The organism is Pseudomonas sp. 8Z, from assembly GCF_902506535.1.
In the GTDB taxonomy this organism is placed as follows: domain Bacteria; phylum Pseudomonadota; class Gammaproteobacteria; order Pseudomonadales; family Pseudomonadaceae; genus Aquipseudomonas.
Map to the genome: position 1 here is coordinate 1,278,323 of NZ_LR733827.1, position 17,615 is coordinate 1,295,937.

The following is a 17,615-nucleotide window of genomic DNA, read 5'->3' on the forward strand; positions in this document are numbered from 1 at the left end:
AGAGCCTCACTGTGGTTTGTATTCCTTCAGAATGGCAGGCAATCCACCAGGGGTTTCCCCGGGGCGCACAGGACGAAGAGCACCTTCGGCATCAAGTGGATAGCCAATGGATTGATCGTATTCATCACGACTATCGGCGTGGCGCACGATGGTTTCCTCTTCTGCAGTGGCTGTTTTGACAGGTGGCCGAGGAGCTGACTCATTTGGAAGTTGAGCACTGGGGTCCCTGCTGGCTTTCCGATGCGCCTTCAATCGCTCGTAATAATCCGAGAGCCTGCGCCTATATGCTTTCATCGCCTGAGCATCTGTGCTTACTTTTTTGCGAGCATTGGCCAGGCCTGCCCGGTCATTGGCATTGCCGTAGGTCTGGTCATAGTTACTCCGCCGAGGAAATGCCCAGACCGTCGCCCGGGTCGTATTGGCGATCAGCTGTGCCAGGCTTTTCTCGTACAGAGGATCCTCCCCTTCCTTCACATAGACATCGGCAGGAATACCGAGCCCAGTCCGGCAGGCATAGGAGTAAATCTTGGCCTTCAGGTCGAAAGCCTCGGGTTTCAACATAGCGGCTTGTGCGTCACGCATGCGGTAGCTATCGGCCTTGTCCAGCTCGTACCCGAACTCGATGCTGCCCACCAGGCCATGGGCAAACATATCGAGCTGCTTGATCTCGCGCTTTTTCCTGATACGTGTATTGATGAAGTCGAGCAGTTGGGCAATAGAATCTAACTCGCGGTATTTGGCACCGTAGCGAGTTTCGACCACTTCCTTGACCGCATCGAGCAGCGAAAGCTCATAGTCCTCGACAAAAATCAGGAAGATGCGCTGGATTGAATCATTGGCGGTTGCCGGTGGGTACAGGCGAATTTGTCGAATCCCCTGGTTAATGAAGCGCATCTTATTGCCCTTCTGCCCCCGCAGTTTTTCCATCAAGGTCATATGCGAGGCCCCAACCACAGTGATGTAGTCCTGCTGAAGAGTTACGGGGATCTGCTGAGTCGAATGCTGGGCGCTGGTCTGGCCCTGATGAAGTTTCGTCATCGCTCCGTCCTTAGAAACTGATGCCTTGATGCTTCAGATAATTAGCGGCTTCCCGCCCCCATCGAACGATCACACCTTTTGGATCCTTGGTGAATACCCGTTCGGTGTTGCCATGGGCATTGGTATAGCCAACGAAGCGCTGCCCATCGGCACACTCCACGCAGTACAGCACGTCCTGAGCAGGCAGCCCGCTGTTGCTATCGATCAGTTGGTACTGCTCGCTGTGCCTGGGCAGGATTTCAGGCACAACGAAGGGCGCGCTGCCTGACTGCGTTCCCACCAGTACATCACCAGACCCCGTGACGATGATGCCACCATGGGCAGTCGCACTTCCCAGGAACGCAATAGGTTTGCCATTGACCAGAATGCTGCCAATACCCTCGGTAACCGCATCACCGCAGGCTGTACTATCACCGACCCTCAGCGTGGGCAGGTTGTTGATCAATACATCGGGGGAACCGCTGGTGGTCGGGTTGGTACCATGGCCTGGAAGTGGGCAGGCATTCAGATCACTGAGACGAGAGGCAGGTTTTGCCATGGTCGAACGTCCTTGTAGCTAGTAAAACCAGCATCGTATCTCCAGCCCGAGCCATTACGACGTGAACAAGTTCACGATTACCGGCAGCCTATCGATGGATCGTCCGCGTTGTTATTGCCCCTGCACCGCCTCCAACACCTGCCGATACAACCCCTGCAAACGCTGAGCATCCTCTTCATCCAGCGCTTCCTGCTGTAGGCGGCGGGCGAAGACGTCTTCCACGCTCAGTTCGTCCAGCGTTTCCCGTGCTTCGCTGGCCAGGCTGGCTGCCGCGTTGCCACGCTCGCGGCGGATGCGTAGCACTTCGACGGGGCGCCCTTCGCACAGGGCGTTGATGCGGCTTTGCAGGTCGCTGAGGTAGTCGTCGGTGCTCACGTGCACTTCCAGCCACACGGGTCGTTCGGGTGTGCCCTGCTTGGCCACCTCGGCGATGGCATCGGCCAGCTCCTTGAGTGAGCCGCGCAGGCTGGCCATGGGTTGGAATACCGGTACAGGCAGTGGCGTGATCACTTGCAAGGCGGCAGAGCCGAACTCCAGCAGCAGCACTTCCTTCTGCTGGCGCGCTTCATCGAAGGACAGGGCAATCGGCGAGCCGCTGTAGCGGATATGCTCCAGGCCGCCAACCTTCTGCGGCCGGTGGATATGGCCAAGGGCGATGTAGTCGGCAGGCGGGAAGGCGCTGGTGGGGAAGGCTTCCAGACTGCCGACGTAGATCTCGCGCACCGATTCGCTGGCACTGGCGCCGACGGTGGTGAGGTGGCCGGTGGCGATGATCGGCAGCGCCTGGCCCAGCTCATCACGCTTGCTCAGCGCCAGCTCGTGCAGCGCGCGGTAATGCTCGGCGATGGCCTGTTGCAGCGACTGCTGCTTGTCCTGCGCGCTCTGCCCGGCCTGGCTGGCCATGATGTCACGCGGGCGGATGAAGGGGATGGCGCAAAGGATGGCCCCCGGCTGCCCAGTACGATCATTCAGTACCAGCACCTGTTCGCCCAGATCGAGCCCCACGCCCGGCACCACCCATGCCCCCAGTTGCGCCAGCAGGCTGCGGCTCTCGCCGAGCATGGCCGGTGAGTCGTGATTACCGCCGAGCACCACCAGGGCGCAGCCGGCGTCACGCAGCTCCACCACCAGCCGGTAATACTGCTCGCGGGCATAGCTGGGCGGCGCGCCGGTGTCGAACACATCGCCAGCGATCAGCAGCACGTCCACCCGATGCGCGCGCACCTGCTCCAGCAGCCAGGCGCAGAAGGCCTGGTGCTCGGCCTGGCGGGTCTTGCCCATGAAGTGCTGGCCGAGGTGCCAGTCGGAGCTGTGCAGAACGCGCAGGCTCATAGCGGCCACTCCTGTACGACGATATGGGTCTTGACCCGCTGCACCTGCGGCAAGGCTTCGATGGCCGCACGCACTTCGCTCAGGCGCGCCATGTTCGGCGCCTCGACCAGCACCAGCATGTCGGTCTCGCCGCTGATGCCGCTGCAATGGCGAATTTCCGGGTACTCACGCATGCGCTCGACGTAATCCTCGCAACGACCGTTCTGGTAGAAAAGCTCGAAGAAGGCCTTGACCCCGCCCTCGCCCGGCACCGCGACCTGGGCGTGATAGCCGCGAATCACCCCGCTCGCTTCCAAATGACGAATGCGCTCGCTGACCGCCGAACGTGACAGGTTGACCTCACGGGCGATCTGGCTGACGGGGGTGCGCGCGTCGCTGCGCAGCAGGGCGAGGATCTGACGATCGAACTTGTCCACGGGGCGTTTCTCGGGCGGCAATCAGGTTGACGGGCAGAACCGCCATTTCGTCGGCAAAAGGCGACAGCCTGCAAGTGGGCGGCGCTCTACCATGGCGGCATCGGAAAAGTGACGAGCATACCCCATGAGTCGATTGAACAAGGAATTGGGCCTGCTGCAGGGCGTCGCCCTGCTCAGCACCTCGCTGCTCGGCACCGGCATCTTCGTGGTACCGGCACTGGCCGCCACGGCAGCGGGTGAAACGTCGCTATGGGCCTGGATGATCCTCATTGCCCTGGTGCTGCCCGTGGCCTTCACCTTCGCCCAGTTGGGCAAGCGCTTTCCCCATGCTGGCGGCGCACCGCATCTGATCGGCCGCGCCTTCGGTCTGCGCATGGAGAGTGTCAGCGCCCTGCTGTTTCTCGCCGTGCTGCCCGTTGGTTTGCCTGCGGCGCTGCATATCGCCAGCGGCTTCTGGCTGGCGCTGTTCGACCTCGACCGCACAGGTTTGCTGATCATCGAACTGGCCACGTTGGGCGCCATCCTTCTGCTCGGCCAGCGCCCGCCGAAAGCTTCGGGCTTGCTGCAGGGGCTGATCGCCGTGGCCATCGTCGCCAGCGTGGCGCTGATCTGGTGGATGGGCGATCTACCGCGTGCCAGTCAACCACTGCTGCCATCGATAGACGGCCAGTGGCATCTGCTGCCGATGGCGCTGGGGGTGATGTTCTGGTGCTTCGTCGGCATTGAAGCCTTCACTCACCTGGGCGAGGAATTCAAACACCCGGAGCGGGATTTCCCTCTGGCGCTGCTGCTCGGTGTGCTGCTGGCCGGTCTGGTGTACTGGGCCTGTTCGGTGGCGGTGCTGAGTTTCGCCACCTACGGCAATGTGCACAGCGACACCACCGCCCTGCCCCGCCTGTTCGAACAACTGCTGGGCGAGCGCGCTCGTGTACTGGTGGCGGTGCTCGGTTACCTGGCCTGCTTCGCCTCGATGAACGTGTATATCCAGGGCTTCGCCAGGCTGATCTGGAGCCTGGCCGAGGAAGGCCGCCTACCCGCGACACTGGCCGTGCGCAACCGCCAAGGCGTGCCCGGCAAGGCACTGCTGCTGGTGGTGATCGCTTGCGCACTGTGCGCCGTGCTGTCGGCCACCTTGCAATTGTCAGTGGATGACCTGATTCGCTACGCCAACGGCAACTTCGTGCTGATCTACCTGCTCAGCATGGCCGCTGGCTGGGTGTTGTTGCGCGGCGTCTGGCGCCTGCTGGCCGGGCTCAGTGCGCTGCTCTGTGCCGCCGTGCTGGCCATGCTTGGCAGTGATGCGTTGTATGCCGTGGCGCTGCTCGGCGCCTTGCTGCTGATCGATCATCTGCGCGCCAGGCACAGGGCGCTGGCGTAACGATCTTTGCTGCAAGCCTGGTGGTGGATGAAAGAGTGCCATCCACCCTACGGATGACCTGGAGGCGCGCGGGGTTCTATCCTTGCATGGAACCCGCCGAAAGGAAGCCTCATGCGCCGCGTACTCAATGACCTGAAAATCATGATCCTGGCCAACCTGTGGATCGTCCCGGTGGTGGCCGGCCTGGTCTGGGCGCTGTTCCAGTTCGTCGCACCGCCACCGCCGATGAGCGCCAGCATGGCCACCGGCGCCCAGGGTGGCGCCTATCAGCAGTTCGCCGCACGTCTCAAGGAGGAGCTGGCCAAGGAGGGTTTCGAGCTGACACTGGTACCGACCTCTGGCTCACGCGACAACCTGCAGCGCCTGCTGGCCAAGAAACCGGAGGTGCAGATCGCCCTGGTACAGAGTGGCCTGGAACGTCAGTTGACGCCCGACGAACAACGCCAGTTGCAGAGCCTGGGAGCGATCTATCAGGAGCCGCTGTGGTTGTTCTATCGCCGTGGCGTGAATCTGGATCGCATCGCCGATCTGCTGCCGCTGCGCCTTGGTCTCGGCGGCGAAGGCAGCGGTACGCGTGCCGCCAGTGATGCCATTCTCGGCGCCAACGCCATCGACCCGGAGCAATATCCCGCCACCTGGCAGAACCTCGGCGGCGGCAAGGCCGCTCGTGCACTAATGGCTGGCGAGCTGGACGCCGCCTTCTTCGTCGGCCCGGCGGAAAATGCTCTGGTGCAACAACTGGCGGCCAACCCGGACATCGCCCTGGCGCACTTTCGCCGCGCCGCCGCCTACGAGGCGCGCCTGCCCTTCTTCAATCAGGTGAAGGTCGGCGAAGGCCTGCTGGATCTGGCCAGCAATGCGCCGGATCGCGACATCGTCACCCTGGCCCCGGTGGCCACCCTGGTGGTCAACGACAACTTCAACCCCGGCTTGGTGCCGCTGTTTCTCGACGCCAGCCGCGCGGTGATGAAGAACGGCACGCTGCTCGACACCGCTGGTGCCTACCCCAGCGCCGAACCGCGCACCTTCGAGTTGCACAAGGATGCCGAGCATTACTACGCCAAGGGCCTGCCGATCCTGCAGCGCTACCTGCCGTTTCGCATCGCCTCGCTGGCCGATCGCTACATCATCCTGCTGATCCCTCTGATCGTGGTGATGATCCCGCTGTTCAAGGCCGTCGGGCCGATCTACCAGTGGCGCATCCGCGCGCGCATCTACCGCTGGTACAAGTACCTGCGCGAGATCGACCGCAAACTGCACGCTGGCTCCCTGCCGGACGAGCTGGACAGCGAGATCGAGCGCCTGGAGCAGATGGAAGACGAACTGGCAGCGGTGGAAGTGCCGCTGTCGTACTCCAACCAGTTGTACGAGCTGCACCTGCACGTGCGCTATGTGATCGAACGCTTGCGGGCGCTGCAGCAGCGCCGCCAACTGTAGGGTGGACATCGCTTTTGATGCCCACCGATGCGCAGGTTCTGCTGCCCAAGCGGTGGATGAAAAAGCGTCATCCACCCTACGCAACTGCAGCAGCGCCGAGGTAGAAGATCTGTCGCGGCTAAAGCCCCTCCCACGGGGATTCCTGATAGTTGTGGGAGGGGCTTTAGCCGCGACTTGCTTCGCCCCTGGCCCGATGCATCCATACCAGAATCCATGACCCGCTTCGGGTAAACTTCGCCCTTCGTTTCATTTGCCCATCGAGACCGCCATGCCGATCCGTCACTGCATCGTCCACCTGATCGACAAGAAGCCCGACGGCAGCCCTGCCGTGCTGCACGCCCGCGACAGCGAGCTGGCCACCTCGCAAGCCATGGAAAACCTGCTGGCCGACCTCAACGAGAGCTACAACGCCAAGCAGGGCAAGGCCTGGGGCCTGTTCCACGAGGAATCCGGCGCCTACCCCTTCAGCGGCTGGCTCAAGGCCTATCTCGATGGCGAGCAGGACTTCACCGCCTTCAGCCGCCAGACCGTCGAGCACCTGCAGAAGCTGATGGAAGAGTCCAACCTGTCCACCGGCGGCCACGTGCTGCTGGCCCACTACCAGCAAGGCATGACCGACTACCTGGCCATCGCCCTGCTGCATCACAGCGAAGGCGTGGCCGTGACCGACGCGCTGGACGTGACCCCGGCCAAGCACCTCGACCTCGGCCAACTGCACCTGGCCGCGCGCATCAATATCAGCGAGTGGCAGAACAACAAGCAGTCCAAGCAGTACATCTCCTTTATCAAGGGCAAGAACGGCAAGAAGGTTTCGGACTACTTCCGTGACTTCATCGGCTGCCAGGAAGGCGTTGACGGGCCGGGCGAGACGCGCACCCTGCTCAAGGCCTTCAGCGATTTCGTCGAAAGCGAAGACCTGCCCGAAGAGCAGGCGCGTGAGAAGACCAAAACCCTGGTCGGCTACGCCACCAGCCAGGCCAAAATGGGTGAGCCAATCACCCTCGACGAGCTGTCCGGGCTGATCGACGAAGACCGCCCACGCGCCTTCTACGAGCACATCCGCAACAAGGATTACGGCATGGCCCCGGAATTTCCGGCGGACAAGCGCACGCTAAGCCAGTTCCAGCGCTTCACCGGGCGCGCCGAAGGCCTGTCGATCAGTTTCGAGGCACACCTGCTGGGCTCCAAGGTCGAGTACGACGAGGGCCGCGACATGCTGATCATTCGCCAGTTGCCGACCCAACTGAAAGATCAGCTCAAGCGGCGCCAGGATTGATGCCTGTTGTTGTAGGGTAGGCCGGGCGATCCGCTTTGTTCTTGTAGGGTGGGCTTTAGCCCACCGAAGAGGGTGCCCGGCTTTCCTTACGAGGCAGAGATCGTTTTTGGTGGGCTAAAGCCCACCCTACGGGCGGATATGGCGACTTGGCCTGGCGCGGTTTACGCTGACATGACCGCGCTATCACTCAAGGACGCGCAACCATGAAGACGATTATGCTGCTGCTCGCCGCCCTGGCTCTGTGGCAGAACTGGGGCAAGATCGACCGCTGGCTGAACCCACCACAAGCCAGCAGCGCCAGCGGCGAGATCGTCCTCTATGCCACCAGTTGGTGTGGCTACTGCGCCAAGACCCGCGAGCTGCTGCAGAGTGACGGCATCGCCTATCGCGAAGTGGATATCGAGAACGATGCCGTTGGTCGGCGCCAGTACGATGCCATCGGTGGGCGTGGCATCCCAGTGCTGGACATGCGCGGCCAGATCATCCAAGGCTACAACCCGACAGCGATTCGCGCGGCTTACTGACGACGCCCCGGCATACGAGGCGAGCGGCTAAACCTCGTCGCGCCGCCACTGCCGAGGGCTGACGCCGAACCAGCGGCGGAAGGCGCGCGAGAAGGCGCTGGTTTCCGAGTAGCCCAGCAACGGCGCCAGCTCGGTAATAGATAGCTTCTGCCGCAGGTAATGCAGCGCCAATTCTCGGCGCACATCATCGACCAAGCCGGAGAAACTCAACCCCTGCTCACGCAAGCGGCGCTGCAATGTGGCGCCGCTCAGATCCAGCGCCACAGCAATCGCCTCCAGGCTCGGCTCGCCCTCCAGCAGGGCGGCGTGCACCAGACCACGCGCCTGCTCGACCACGTCGCGAATCTGCAGGCGCTGTGCACCGAGGCGGCGAATGGCGTCCTGCATCACCATCAGTAACATCGGGTCGGCATCGGTCATCACCTGGCCGACCAGGTCACGCTTGGGAATCAGCATGGCGTTGCAGGGCTGGTTGAACTGTACCGGCGCATCGAACAGACGCTGGTGTTCCTGCCAAGCATCAGGGCGAGCGTGCTCGAAGTAAACCGCACGCGGCGCCCAGTGCGGCCCAAGCTGATGGCGCATCAGGTTGAGCAACATGCCCATGGTCAACTCGGCGTCCTGGCGCTTGCCAATAATCGCCGCATGCTCGACGCGATAATCGAAGCGGTAACACTCGCCAGCATCCACCAGACGGATCAGGGTGTCGTGCTGGTGCAACGGGAACGCCCCGGCGAAATTGCGCAGCGCCTCTTCCAGCGTTGCCGAGCACAGCCCGATATAACCGAGCAGCCCCAGCGCCTGCGGACGAAATTGCTGGCCGTAGTACAGCCCGAAGTTGTCACAGCCCGATTGTGCAGCCGCCTCCTCCAACACTCGGCAGTAACTGCCCAGGCCCAGGCTCAGAGTCGGGTGGCGCATCAGTTCGGGGTCGATACCAGACACCCCGAAGATCCGGTCGACGTCACCGCCGTGTCGACTGATGAAGCCGTCCAAACCGCTGGCAGCAGCCGAGAGCACGCCCAGGTTGCCGCTGGCACTGAGCAGGTCGGGAACGGGGCTGGCGAAACGGGTGGCGTGAAACATTGCGTAACAACCGCTGCGAGATTGCCAGGGGTAAAGCAAATCCTGTGCCTTGCATCCCTCGTGTCTGGCGACGACCACTCCACTGACTCGCTCATCAGAGCGCCGCAGATTTGGCCACAGGCTACAGGTGTTGCGGCACGGCCTTCGCATCAGCCACAGAGCGTATTTTTTATGTGCACTGACACAGGGCACACGGCCCATCACAGCGGCCATTTAACGGCCATGCGTCGGCCTGACGGGGCTTGGCGACATGGACGATGCAGCTCAAAGCAGTATTTTGGTGCGCCAGTGGCTCGCATTTGGGGCAACAGTCCGACTTGACCCTGCAGAGCAATCGACGTGTTGCCAGGTCAAGTCAGACCGGTTACGTCTGGTTACTCTCGATTTACACATTGGCTTGACGCACTGCCGTTTCCACTTCGAGGGCGCATTGATGACCGCATCACAACTGAAACCGACTCTGGGGACCCTGCATTTGTGGGGGATCGCCGTGGGCCTGGTGATTTCCGGGGAATACTTCGGCTGGAGTTACGGCTGGGGCGTGGCCGGTACGCTGGGCTTTCTCGTCACCACACTGCTGGTGGCGGTGATGTACACCTGCTTCATCTTCAGCTTCACCGAGCTGACCACCGCCATTCCTCATGCGGGCGGCCCGTTCGCTTACAGCCTGCGCGCCTTCGGCCCCACCGGCGGGATCATCGCCGGGCTGGCCACGTTGATCGAGTTCGTCTTCGCGCCACCGGCGATCGCCATGGCCATCGGCTCGTATCTCAACGTGCAGTATCCGGGGCTCGATCCCAAGCTTGCGGCGGTCGGGGCTTACATCATCTTCATGGGCCTGAACATCCTTGGAGTGAGCATCGCCGCCACCTTCGAACTGGTAGTCACCGTGCTGGCAGTAGCCGAGCTGCTGGTGTTCATGGGTGTGGTCGCACCGGGCTTCAGCTTCAGCAACTTCGTGCTCGATGGCTGGGCCGGTAGCAACGTCTTCGACAGCGCAGCGGTGTCCGGCATCTTCGCCGCCATCCCGTTCGCCATCTGGTTTTTCCTGGCGATCGAAGGCGCCGCCATGGCCGCCGAGGAAGCCAAGGATCCCAAGCGCACCATTCCCCGAGCCTACATCGCCGGCATCCTGACCTTAGTAACCCTGGCGCTCGGCGTGATGATCTTCGCCGGTGGTGTGGGCAACTGGAAGGAGCTGTCGAACATCAACGACCCACTGCCGCAAGCCATGAAAGCTGTGGTCGGCAGCGACTCGAACTGGATGCACATGCTGGTGTGGATCGGCCTGTTCGGCCTGGTGGCCAGCTTCCACGGCATCATCCTCGGCTACTCGCGCCAGTTCTTCGCCCTCGCCCGCGCCGGTTACCTGCCCAAGGGCCTGGCCAAGCTCAACCGTTTCCAGACGCCGCATCGCGCGATCATCGCCGGTGGTGTGGTCGGCATCGCCGCAGTATTCAGCGACGGCGTGATCAACCTGCAAGGCATGAGCCTGACTGCCGCGATGATCACCATGGCCGTGTTCGGCGCCATCGTCATGTACATCATGAGCATGCTCAGCCTGTTCAAGCTGCGTCGCAGCGAGCCGAACCTGGCCCGCAGCTTCCGCGCGCCCGGCTACCCGGTGGTGCCTGCCATCGCCCTGGCCATCGCGGTGCTGTGCCTGGTTGCGATGATCTGGTTCAACGGTGTACTGGCGCTGATTTTCCTGGGGCTGATGGCCATTGGTTATGTGTACTTCCTGTGCACCGCCGAACAGCGTGAGGCCGCAGCGGCCTCGCTGGCCAACCCGACCTGATACTCTGACCAGCCGGGCATGGCGTGCAGTCGCCATGCCCGGCGCCGTATTTTTAATAGCTGCACGAGGAGTCAGCCGATGGCCGGATTCACTCACAGCGTCGGGCTACAGACCTGGCGCTTCGACACCCTGCGCGAGCTGATGGCCAAGGCCACGCCCGCCCGCTCTGGCGATTACCTGGCCGGTGTCGCCGCCAGCAGCGACGCCGAGCGCGCCGCCGCGCAGATGGCCCTGGCCGAGGTGCCGCTCAAGCACTTTTTGCAGGAGGCGCTGATTCCCTACGAGAGTGACGAAGTCACCCGCCTGATTATCGACACTCATGATGCCGCCGCCTTCGCCCCGGTCAGCCACCTGACCGTGGGCAGCTTTCGCGACTGGCTGCTCAGCGACGCCGCCAACGAAGCCAGCCTCAAGGCCCTGGCGCCTGGACTGACGCCGGAGATGGTCGCGGCAGTATCGAAAATCATGCGGATTCAGGATCTGGTTCTGGTGGCGCAGAAGACCCGCGTGGTCACTCGCTTTCGCAATACCCAGGGGCTGCGCGGGCGCATGTCCACCCGCCTGCAACCCAACCATCCCACCGACGACCCAGCCGGCATCGCCGCCAGCGTGGTCGACGGCCTGCTCTACGGCAACGGCGATGCCATGATCGGCATTAACCCGGCCACCGACAGCATGAGCGCGGTGTGCACCCTGCTGGAAATGCTCGATGCGGTGATCCAGCGCTACGAGATCCCCACCCAGTCATGCGTACTGACCCATGTGACCAGCTCGATTGCCGCCATCGAACGTGGCGCGCCGCTGGATCTGGTGTTCCAGTCCATCGCCGGTACCGAGGCGGCCAACGCCAGCTTCGGCGTCAGCCTCAAGGTGCTGCAGGAAGGTTACGAGGCTGGCCTGAGCCTCAAGCGCGGCACGCTCGGCAACAACCTGATGTACTTCGAAACCGGCCAGGGCAGCGCGCTGTCGGCCAACGCCAACCATGGCGTCGACCAGCAGACCTGTGAAACCCGCGCCTACGCCGTGGCCCGGCATTTCAACCCGTTTCTGGTCAACACCGTGGTCGGCTTCATCGGCCCCGAGTACCTGTACAACGGCAAGCAGATCATCCGCGCCGGATTGGAAGACCACTTCTGCGGCAAGCTGCTCGGCGTGCCGATGGGCTGCGACATCTGCTACACCAACCATGCCGAAGCCGACCAGGACGACATGGACACCCTGCTGACCCTACTCGGCGCGGCCGGCATCAACTTCATCATGGGCATTCCCGGCTCCGACGACGTGATGCTCAACTACCAGACCACCTCGTTCCACGATGCGCTCTACGCACGCAAGGTGCTCGGCCTGCACGCCGCGCCGGAGTTCGAGGCCTGGCTGGCGCGCATGGGCATCTTCCAGCAACAGGGCGGGCAACTGCGCATGGGCGATGAGCTGCCACCGGCGTTCCGCAAAGCCCTGGCACAGTTGGCCTGATAATCGGAGCACGTCATGAGCGAGAAGTCCCCCGCCACCGCCAACCCCTGGCAGCAACTGCGTCAACTGACCCCCGCGCGCATCGCCCTGGGCCGCGCCGGCACCAGCCTGCCGACCAGTGCCCAGTTGGATTTCCAGTTCGCCCACGCCCAGGCGCGCGACGCCGTGCACCTGCCATTCGATCACGGAGCCCTGCGCGAGGCACTGCACGAGCGTCAGTTGCCAACACTGCTACTACACAGCGCCGCTGCCGACCGCCACACCTACCTGCAGCGCCCGGATCTGGGCAGGCGTCTGCATGAGGACTCAGCCCGCCAGCTCGACGCCTATGCCCAAGAGCACCAAGGCGGCTACGACCTGGCCATCGTCATTGCCGACGGCTTGTCATCCCTGGCCGTACAAAAGCACAGCCTGCCGTTTCTCGAACGTCTGCTGGAGCAGGTGCAGGCAGAAGGTTGGTCATTGGCACCCATCACCCTGGTGGAACAGGGTCGGGTGGCGGTGGCGGACGAAGTGGGGCAGCGCCTGGGCGCGAAGATGACGGTGATCCTGATTGGCGAACGCCCCGGTCTCAGCTCGCCGGACAGCCTCGGTCTGTACTTCACCTACGGGCCAAAAGTCGGCCTCAACGACGCCTACCGCAACTGCATCTCCAACGTGCGCCTGGAAGGCCTGAGCTACGGCATGGCCACCTTCCGCCTGATGTATCTGATGCGCGAGGCCTGTCGTCGGCAGTTGTCCGGGGTCGACCTCAAGGACGAAGCCGAAGTGCCAACGCTGGAAAACGCCGGGCCGGGGAATTTCCTGCTGCCGGACAAGCGTTGAGGCCGCCAGGTAGATGACGCCTCCAATCGGCGAGGGCAGCGGTGGATGAGAAGAGCGTCATCCACCCGCTAAAATCGCCGCAGGATGGACGACGTATCATCCGCCTCCGTCGCGGCTAAAGCCCCTCCCACTGGTCATAAACCTGCGAGCGGGGCGCGGTGAAAACGGCTTTTGTAGGAGGGGCTTTAGCCGCGATCTTTACGACCGATCAACGCGCCTCGATACGAAAGCCCAACCGCGGGAAGTGCACATGCACAGTACCGCCACGCTGATCCTCACGGCGCAGAATCAGTTCCTCACGCCCGGCGAACAACAACTCACCTTCCACCGGATCGACGCCATAGTCGACCGCCGCGATGCGTACTGCCTGGCCAGGCTGGAAACCGTTGGGATCGACGAAGGTTTCATCCGGCAAGGCTGCCGGAGTCGCCGCATGCGCCACGGCGATAGCCTGCTCGCTACTCATCTCGCTCGCCGAGCCATGCCCGAAAGCCAGCACCCGCGCCAGCCAGGCCGCGACTTGCGGGTAATCATCCACCAACGGCGCGGTTACCGGCGTGCTGCGCAAGAACCACAGCGGATGCGCCAAGGCAATGTCGGCGACACTCGCCTCACTAAAGAGAAAATCGCCACCACGCTGCAATTGTTGCTGCAAGCGCCCCATCAGTGCCGGCCATTGATGGCGAGCCTGCTCCAGCGGCAAACGACTGGCCGCGCCACCGGAGAACAGCGCTGCTCGATCTGCCGCGAATGCTTTGGCGACCTCCGGCGGCACCTTGGCGAAACGTACCGCCATGGACTCCGGCGCGAAGACCAGCGCAACCACATGTTGGAACACCACCGAGTCGGCCCATTGGGCGAAAGTGGCGACATTGAACGCCTGCGTCTCAGGGTAAAAAGTCGGGCTCGCTTTCTCCGCCTCCAAACGGCGTGCGATCAAGGCCGTATCGCAATAAATATCGGCCCCCACCTGCAGCACCGGAGTTTTACGGTAGCCGCCCGTCAACGCGATGAGGTCGGGCTTGGGCATCATCAGCGGGATTGTCACCGAGCGCCAGGACAGTTGCTTGAAGCCCAGCAGCAAACGGGCCTTCTCAGCGAAAGGCGAGGTTGGATAATGGTGCAGGATAAGCTCGTGCATGGGCGCTCCGCTGTAGCTTCAAAGCGCTCAGCTTAACGGGGCAAGCGGCACGCGCACACCGCCTGGGGCTGATGCATCGCTATCAATGGCCAGAATAAGCGCCTCTTTCGCCGCCTTGCTCAGGCGTTTGATCGCCCGTTCACGGCGCAGTGCATCACCCTTGCCCGCGCAGGCTTCGACATAGGCCAGCGCCTGCGCCGGGCTGGTGTGGAAGAAGCGCGCACCTTTACCAGACTGATGCTGAGCGAAACGGCGTTGCGGATCGTCGCTGATACCGCAGTACAACGCGCCGTTGGCGGCGCGCACCAGATACACGAACCAGGGCTTGCCTTGTACCGCCGTCATCCGCGCGCCGGGAACCACTCACGAGCCGAACGCCACAGGCACATGCCGACAAAATAAGCGGTGGCGGCGAACCATAAGCCCATCAACCAGACGGAGTTGTGCGGGTACTGCAGGATCAGCAACGCACTGGAAAGCATCCACACGAAAGTCACCAGAATGTTCAGCGGCATGAACTGACGCACGCGGAACGGGTGCAGGAACTTCATCTTGGTCAGCGTCAGCGCTGCCAGCAGAACGATCATGCCCAACGTGACCCACGGGTGGACGTCGAGGATGTAAAAGTACAGCACCACCACGTTCCAGGCCGCCGGGAAGCCAACGAAGTAGTTGTCCTGGCTCTTCATGTTGACGTTGCAGAAGCAGAACAGCGAGGACAGCAGAATCAACCCCACGGCGAACAGCGGGGTGTAATCCGGCAGCGGGATAAAGCGATAGAGGAAGATCGCCGGAATGAACACATAGGTGAGGTAATCAATCACCAGATCGAGGGTCGAGCCATCGAAATGAGGCAGCACACCCTTGACGTCATAACGCCGTGCCAGCGAACCATCCAGGCCATCGACCAGCAGAGCCAGGCCAAGCCAGAGCAGGCATTGCTTGGGGTTACCGTCGAGGACGGCTAGCAACGCCAGCAACGCGAGGATCACGCCACTGGCAGTGACAGCATGAACGCCCCAGGCCTTGGCCTGTTTTACGGCTACGATAAGTTCGGTCACGGTAAATCTCGATTGGCAGTGGAGAGACGGCACCCCATGTGCACGCTCCTCATTGGAAGCTATGACCGGCTAGCCTACCACTGCGTTCAGTCGCCTGCCTTAGCGGCTCGCACGAAACTGCGCCAAGCCCCGTGCCGCCTGTCGCCGAATGGCCCCCTGCACTGGCGGCGCCCACCCCAGCAGCCAGCCCTTGCTACCAAGCGCCTGACGCGTCCAGCGCCACAGATCGAAATGATCGCGATGCTCGACAATCAGGCCGTTATGGAAGGCAAATCGCGCCTGAATATGATTGACCACCTGACGACCGGTCGCGCTGAAACGGTAAGTCGCCACCCAACGCGCGCTGCCGACATGATCGTCTGCCTGCACAGAATCGAAGGTCAGCGAGAAGTCTTCGGCGCGGCTGCACAGCATGCGCCACATATCCGCAGCCTCACGCCCACGTAAATCGGTGAAAACCGGGTCAGCAAAGCGCACATCTGTGGCATAGCACGCGGCCATGGCTTCGGCATCGAGTTGCTGGAACGCGCTGTAGAAACGCGTGATCAGGTCGGCATTTGGATGGCTCACGGGGATGCTCCTACGGTCTGCACGCCAAAGCGAAGGCGCGCTCGGGTCATGAATGCAGCCTAGTCTGCTCTGCTATCGCGCCATAAGCGATTGGCTGTCTGGACAACTTTATGTCAATAATCGCCAACCCCATGATCAGGTGCTCGCCATGCTGCGCGTTGCGCTCTACATCTGCCCGCAAACCGTCTGCTCCAGCCTGAGCATGGCGCAGGACGCCTTCAGCATGGCCAACCGCCTGAGCGGCGCAGCGCCCTTTCAATTGCAGCGCTTCAGCCAGGATGGCCAGGCAGTACAACTGGACTTCGCACAAATCCAGATAGATGGTGGCCTGGAACTGGCCGAGCAGGCCGATCTGCTAATTGTGCCGGCCACCGGCAGTGCAGTGGCCCGCACCCTGGCGGCCAACGCCGAGCTGCTGCCCTGGCTGGCACAACGCAGTCAGCAGCAGATTGCCAGCCTGTGCAGCAGCGCCTTTCTCCTGGCGGCGGCCGGTCTGCTCGATGGACGCCGCGCCACCACCCACTGGGCCCTGGCCGACACCTTCGCCAAGCACTATCCACAAGTGCGCCTGCACAGCGAACAACTGCTCACCGAAGATGGCCACCTGTTCTGCTCCGGCGGAGCCCAGGCCGGGCTGGACCTGTGCCTACACCTGATCGCCCTGCATAGCAGCGAAACACTGGCGCGCCAGGTGGCAGCAGCCTTGGTGGTCGAGCGCCAGCGCGGCCTGCAAACACGCTTCGCGCCGCTGTTACCCGAAGTCGAGGAAGGCCCACTGACGCCCTTGCTGCATTGGCTGCGCGCTCATCATGGCGAAGCCATCGATCTTGAGCGCCTGGCGCAACAAGCGCATTGTTCGCCTCGCACCTTATTGCGCCGTTTCAAGGCCGGCACCGGGCTAACGCCCAACGACTACCTGCAACGCCTGCGTATCAGCCAGGCGCAGCAGGCACTGGCTGGCTCGCGGCAATCCCTGGAGCAGATCGCCAGCGCTGTCGGATTTGCCGACCGCGCCACCTTCGCCAAGCGCTTCAAGCAGCTCTGTGGGGAGACACCGGGGGCCTTTCGCAAGCGTATGCAACGGAGCGGATGAAAAGGCTCATCGCCTGTTTGAGGGGAAGTCGGTCGTGATACCGGAGTGGCAAGTTTGTGCGTGGTTTGTTGGCTTGTGTTGGTGTGCAGAACGCCGCTTCGGTGTATTCAGAAACTCCTTGTTTCGCCCCCTCGGGCGACTCACTTTTCTTTGAAATGCGCAAAGAAAAGTAAGCAAAAGAAACGCCCCCCGCCATCCGGGTCTCGCTTCGCTCGACTTCCCTCACTCCGGCATCGCTCCGGGGTCGGCTTACAAGGGCCATCCCTGGCCCTTTAAGCCTCTCGCGGCATCCATGCCGCTCGCCCCCTGCGCAATGCCTACGTTCGGCCTCCTGAAGGGGGAAGTTAGCGCGCCTGAACCTACATTGGTTCCGGGCATGCCCGGCGTGTTCTGGTCGCTATGGGCCGCGATTTGACTATCGAGTTAAACCAATACTTTCATTCACGTAGTTTCACGCGCTTGGATAGCTTGCCAGCCTGCAGCCGACATCTTGGTCAGCCTAGAGCTGACCTCATGTTCAAACACTCCGAGCTACTTCTGGTTTACCTCGGCTTCAGGCGCGTGCAGAGCCCGCCCAGGAGGGCGAACGGAATCGTCGTGGAAGAGGTTGAGCGACATGGATGTCGCGA

The 17,615-nt window shown here is 62.4% G+C and carries 17 protein-coding genes; 8 read left to right on the plus strand and 9 right to left on the minus strand.

Going from position 1 to position 17,615, the window contains the following annotated elements; all coding sequences use genetic code 11:
• Positions 1–6: 6 nt before the first annotated feature.
• From AERO9A_RS18800 to AERO9A_RS18815, 4 genes are all read right to left on the minus strand, one after another.
• Positions 7–1,038, minus strand: coding sequence for a hypothetical protein (locus AERO9A_RS18800; protein WP_159973434.1), 1,032 nt, complete (start codon positions 1,036–1,038; stop codon positions 7–9).
• A 10-nt stretch (positions 1,039–1,048) separates the two neighbouring features.
• Entirely contained in the window at positions 1,049–1,576 is a 528-nt protein-coding gene (locus AERO9A_RS18805; RefSeq protein ID WP_159973435.1) for a PAAR domain-containing protein, read from the minus strand.
• A gap of 111 nt (positions 1,577–1,687) precedes the next feature.
• Positions 1,688–2,908, minus strand: a complete 1,221-nt coding sequence (sbcD, locus tag AERO9A_RS18810) for an exonuclease subunit SbcD (protein ID WP_159973436.1) — start codon at positions 2,906–2,908, stop codon at positions 1,688–1,690.
• A complete protein-coding gene (locus AERO9A_RS18815; RefSeq protein ID WP_159973437.1) occupies positions 2,905–3,324 on the minus strand; it encodes an Lrp/AsnC family transcriptional regulator in 420 nt (139 codons plus the stop codon). Before AERO9A_RS18815 ends, sbcD begins: the two co-directional genes overlap by 4 nt.
• Positions 3,325–3,448: 124 nt before the next feature.
• Here AERO9A_RS18815 and yjeH point away from each other — a divergent pair, with 124 nt between their 5' ends.
• From yjeH to AERO9A_RS18835, 4 genes are all read left to right on the plus strand, one after another.
• Positions 3,449–4,702 (plus strand): L-methionine/branched-chain amino acid transporter, encoded by a 1,254-nt coding sequence (gene yjeH, locus AERO9A_RS18820; protein ID WP_159973438.1) that lies wholly within the window; start codon positions 3,449–3,451, stop codon positions 4,700–4,702.
• 111 nt (positions 4,703–4,813) lie between these two features.
• A complete protein-coding gene (locus tag AERO9A_RS18825) occupies positions 4,814–6,139 on the plus strand; it encodes a TAXI family TRAP transporter solute-binding subunit (protein WP_159973439.1) in 1,326 nt (441 codons plus the stop codon).
• 268 nt (positions 6,140–6,407) lie between these two features.
• The gene (gene yejK, locus AERO9A_RS18830; RefSeq protein WP_159973440.1) at positions 6,408–7,415 is read left to right on the plus strand and encodes a nucleoid-associated protein YejK; all 1,008 of its coding nucleotides are present in this window, start codon (positions 6,408–6,410) and stop codon (positions 7,413–7,415) included.
• 203 nt (positions 7,416–7,618) lie between these two features.
• The gene (locus AERO9A_RS18835; protein WP_159973441.1) at positions 7,619–7,939 is read left to right on the plus strand and encodes a glutaredoxin family protein; all 321 of its coding nucleotides are present in this window, start codon (positions 7,619–7,621) and stop codon (positions 7,937–7,939) included.
• A gap of 27 nt (positions 7,940–7,966) precedes the next feature.
• Here AERO9A_RS18835 and AERO9A_RS18840 read toward each other — a convergent pair whose 3' ends face one another.
• On the minus strand, positions 7,967–9,025 hold the full coding sequence (locus AERO9A_RS18840) for an AraC family transcriptional regulator (protein WP_159973442.1): 1,059 nt from the start codon (positions 9,023–9,025) through the stop codon (positions 7,967–7,969).
• 433 nt (positions 9,026–9,458) lie between these two features.
• Here AERO9A_RS18840 and eat point away from each other — a divergent pair, with 433 nt between their 5' ends.
• From eat to eutC, 3 genes are all read left to right on the plus strand, one after another.
• Positions 9,459–10,823, plus strand: coding sequence for an ethanolamine permease (gene eat, locus AERO9A_RS18845; RefSeq protein WP_159973443.1), 1,365 nt, complete (start codon positions 9,459–9,461; stop codon positions 10,821–10,823).
• Positions 10,824–10,901: 78 nt separating this feature from the next.
• Positions 10,902–12,296, plus strand: coding sequence for an ethanolamine ammonia-lyase subunit EutB (locus AERO9A_RS18850; protein WP_159973444.1), 1,395 nt, complete (start codon positions 10,902–10,904; stop codon positions 12,294–12,296).
• 15 nt (positions 12,297–12,311) lie between these two features.
• Positions 12,312–13,121, plus strand: a complete 810-nt coding sequence (gene eutC / locus AERO9A_RS18855; protein ID WP_159973445.1) for an ethanolamine ammonia-lyase subunit EutC — start codon at positions 12,312–12,314, stop codon at positions 13,119–13,121.
• Between the two features lie 208 nt (positions 13,122–13,329).
• Here eutC and AERO9A_RS18860 read toward each other — a convergent pair whose 3' ends face one another.
• The 4 genes from AERO9A_RS18860 to AERO9A_RS18875 form a co-directional block, all read right to left on the minus strand.
• Positions 13,330–14,262, minus strand: a complete 933-nt coding sequence (locus tag AERO9A_RS18860; protein ID WP_159973446.1) for a glutathione S-transferase family protein — start codon at positions 14,260–14,262, stop codon at positions 13,330–13,332.
• Between the two features lie 27 nt (positions 14,263–14,289).
• A complete protein-coding gene (locus tag AERO9A_RS18865; RefSeq protein ID WP_159973447.1) occupies positions 14,290–14,607 on the minus strand; it encodes a GIY-YIG nuclease family protein in 318 nt (105 codons plus the stop codon).
• Positions 14,604–15,323 carry a phosphatidylcholine synthase gene (gene pcsA, locus AERO9A_RS18870; RefSeq protein ID WP_159973448.1) on the minus strand — a complete coding sequence of 240 codons (720 nt, stop codon included), beginning with the start codon at positions 15,321–15,323 and terminating at the stop codon, positions 14,604–14,606. The genes AERO9A_RS18865 and pcsA overlap by 4 nt, the downstream gene beginning before the upstream one ends.
• Before the next feature lie 99 nt (positions 15,324–15,422).
• Complete coding sequence (locus AERO9A_RS18875; RefSeq protein WP_159973449.1) at positions 15,423–15,893, minus strand: nuclear transport factor 2 family protein; 471 nt, start codon at positions 15,891–15,893, stop codon at positions 15,423–15,425.
• A gap of 148 nt (positions 15,894–16,041) precedes the next feature.
• Here AERO9A_RS18875 and AERO9A_RS18880 point away from each other — a divergent pair, with 148 nt between their 5' ends.
• Positions 16,042–16,986, plus strand: a complete 945-nt coding sequence (locus tag AERO9A_RS18880) for a GlxA family transcriptional regulator (protein ID WP_159974104.1) — start codon at positions 16,042–16,044, stop codon at positions 16,984–16,986.
• Positions 16,987–17,615 lie beyond the last annotated feature (629 nt).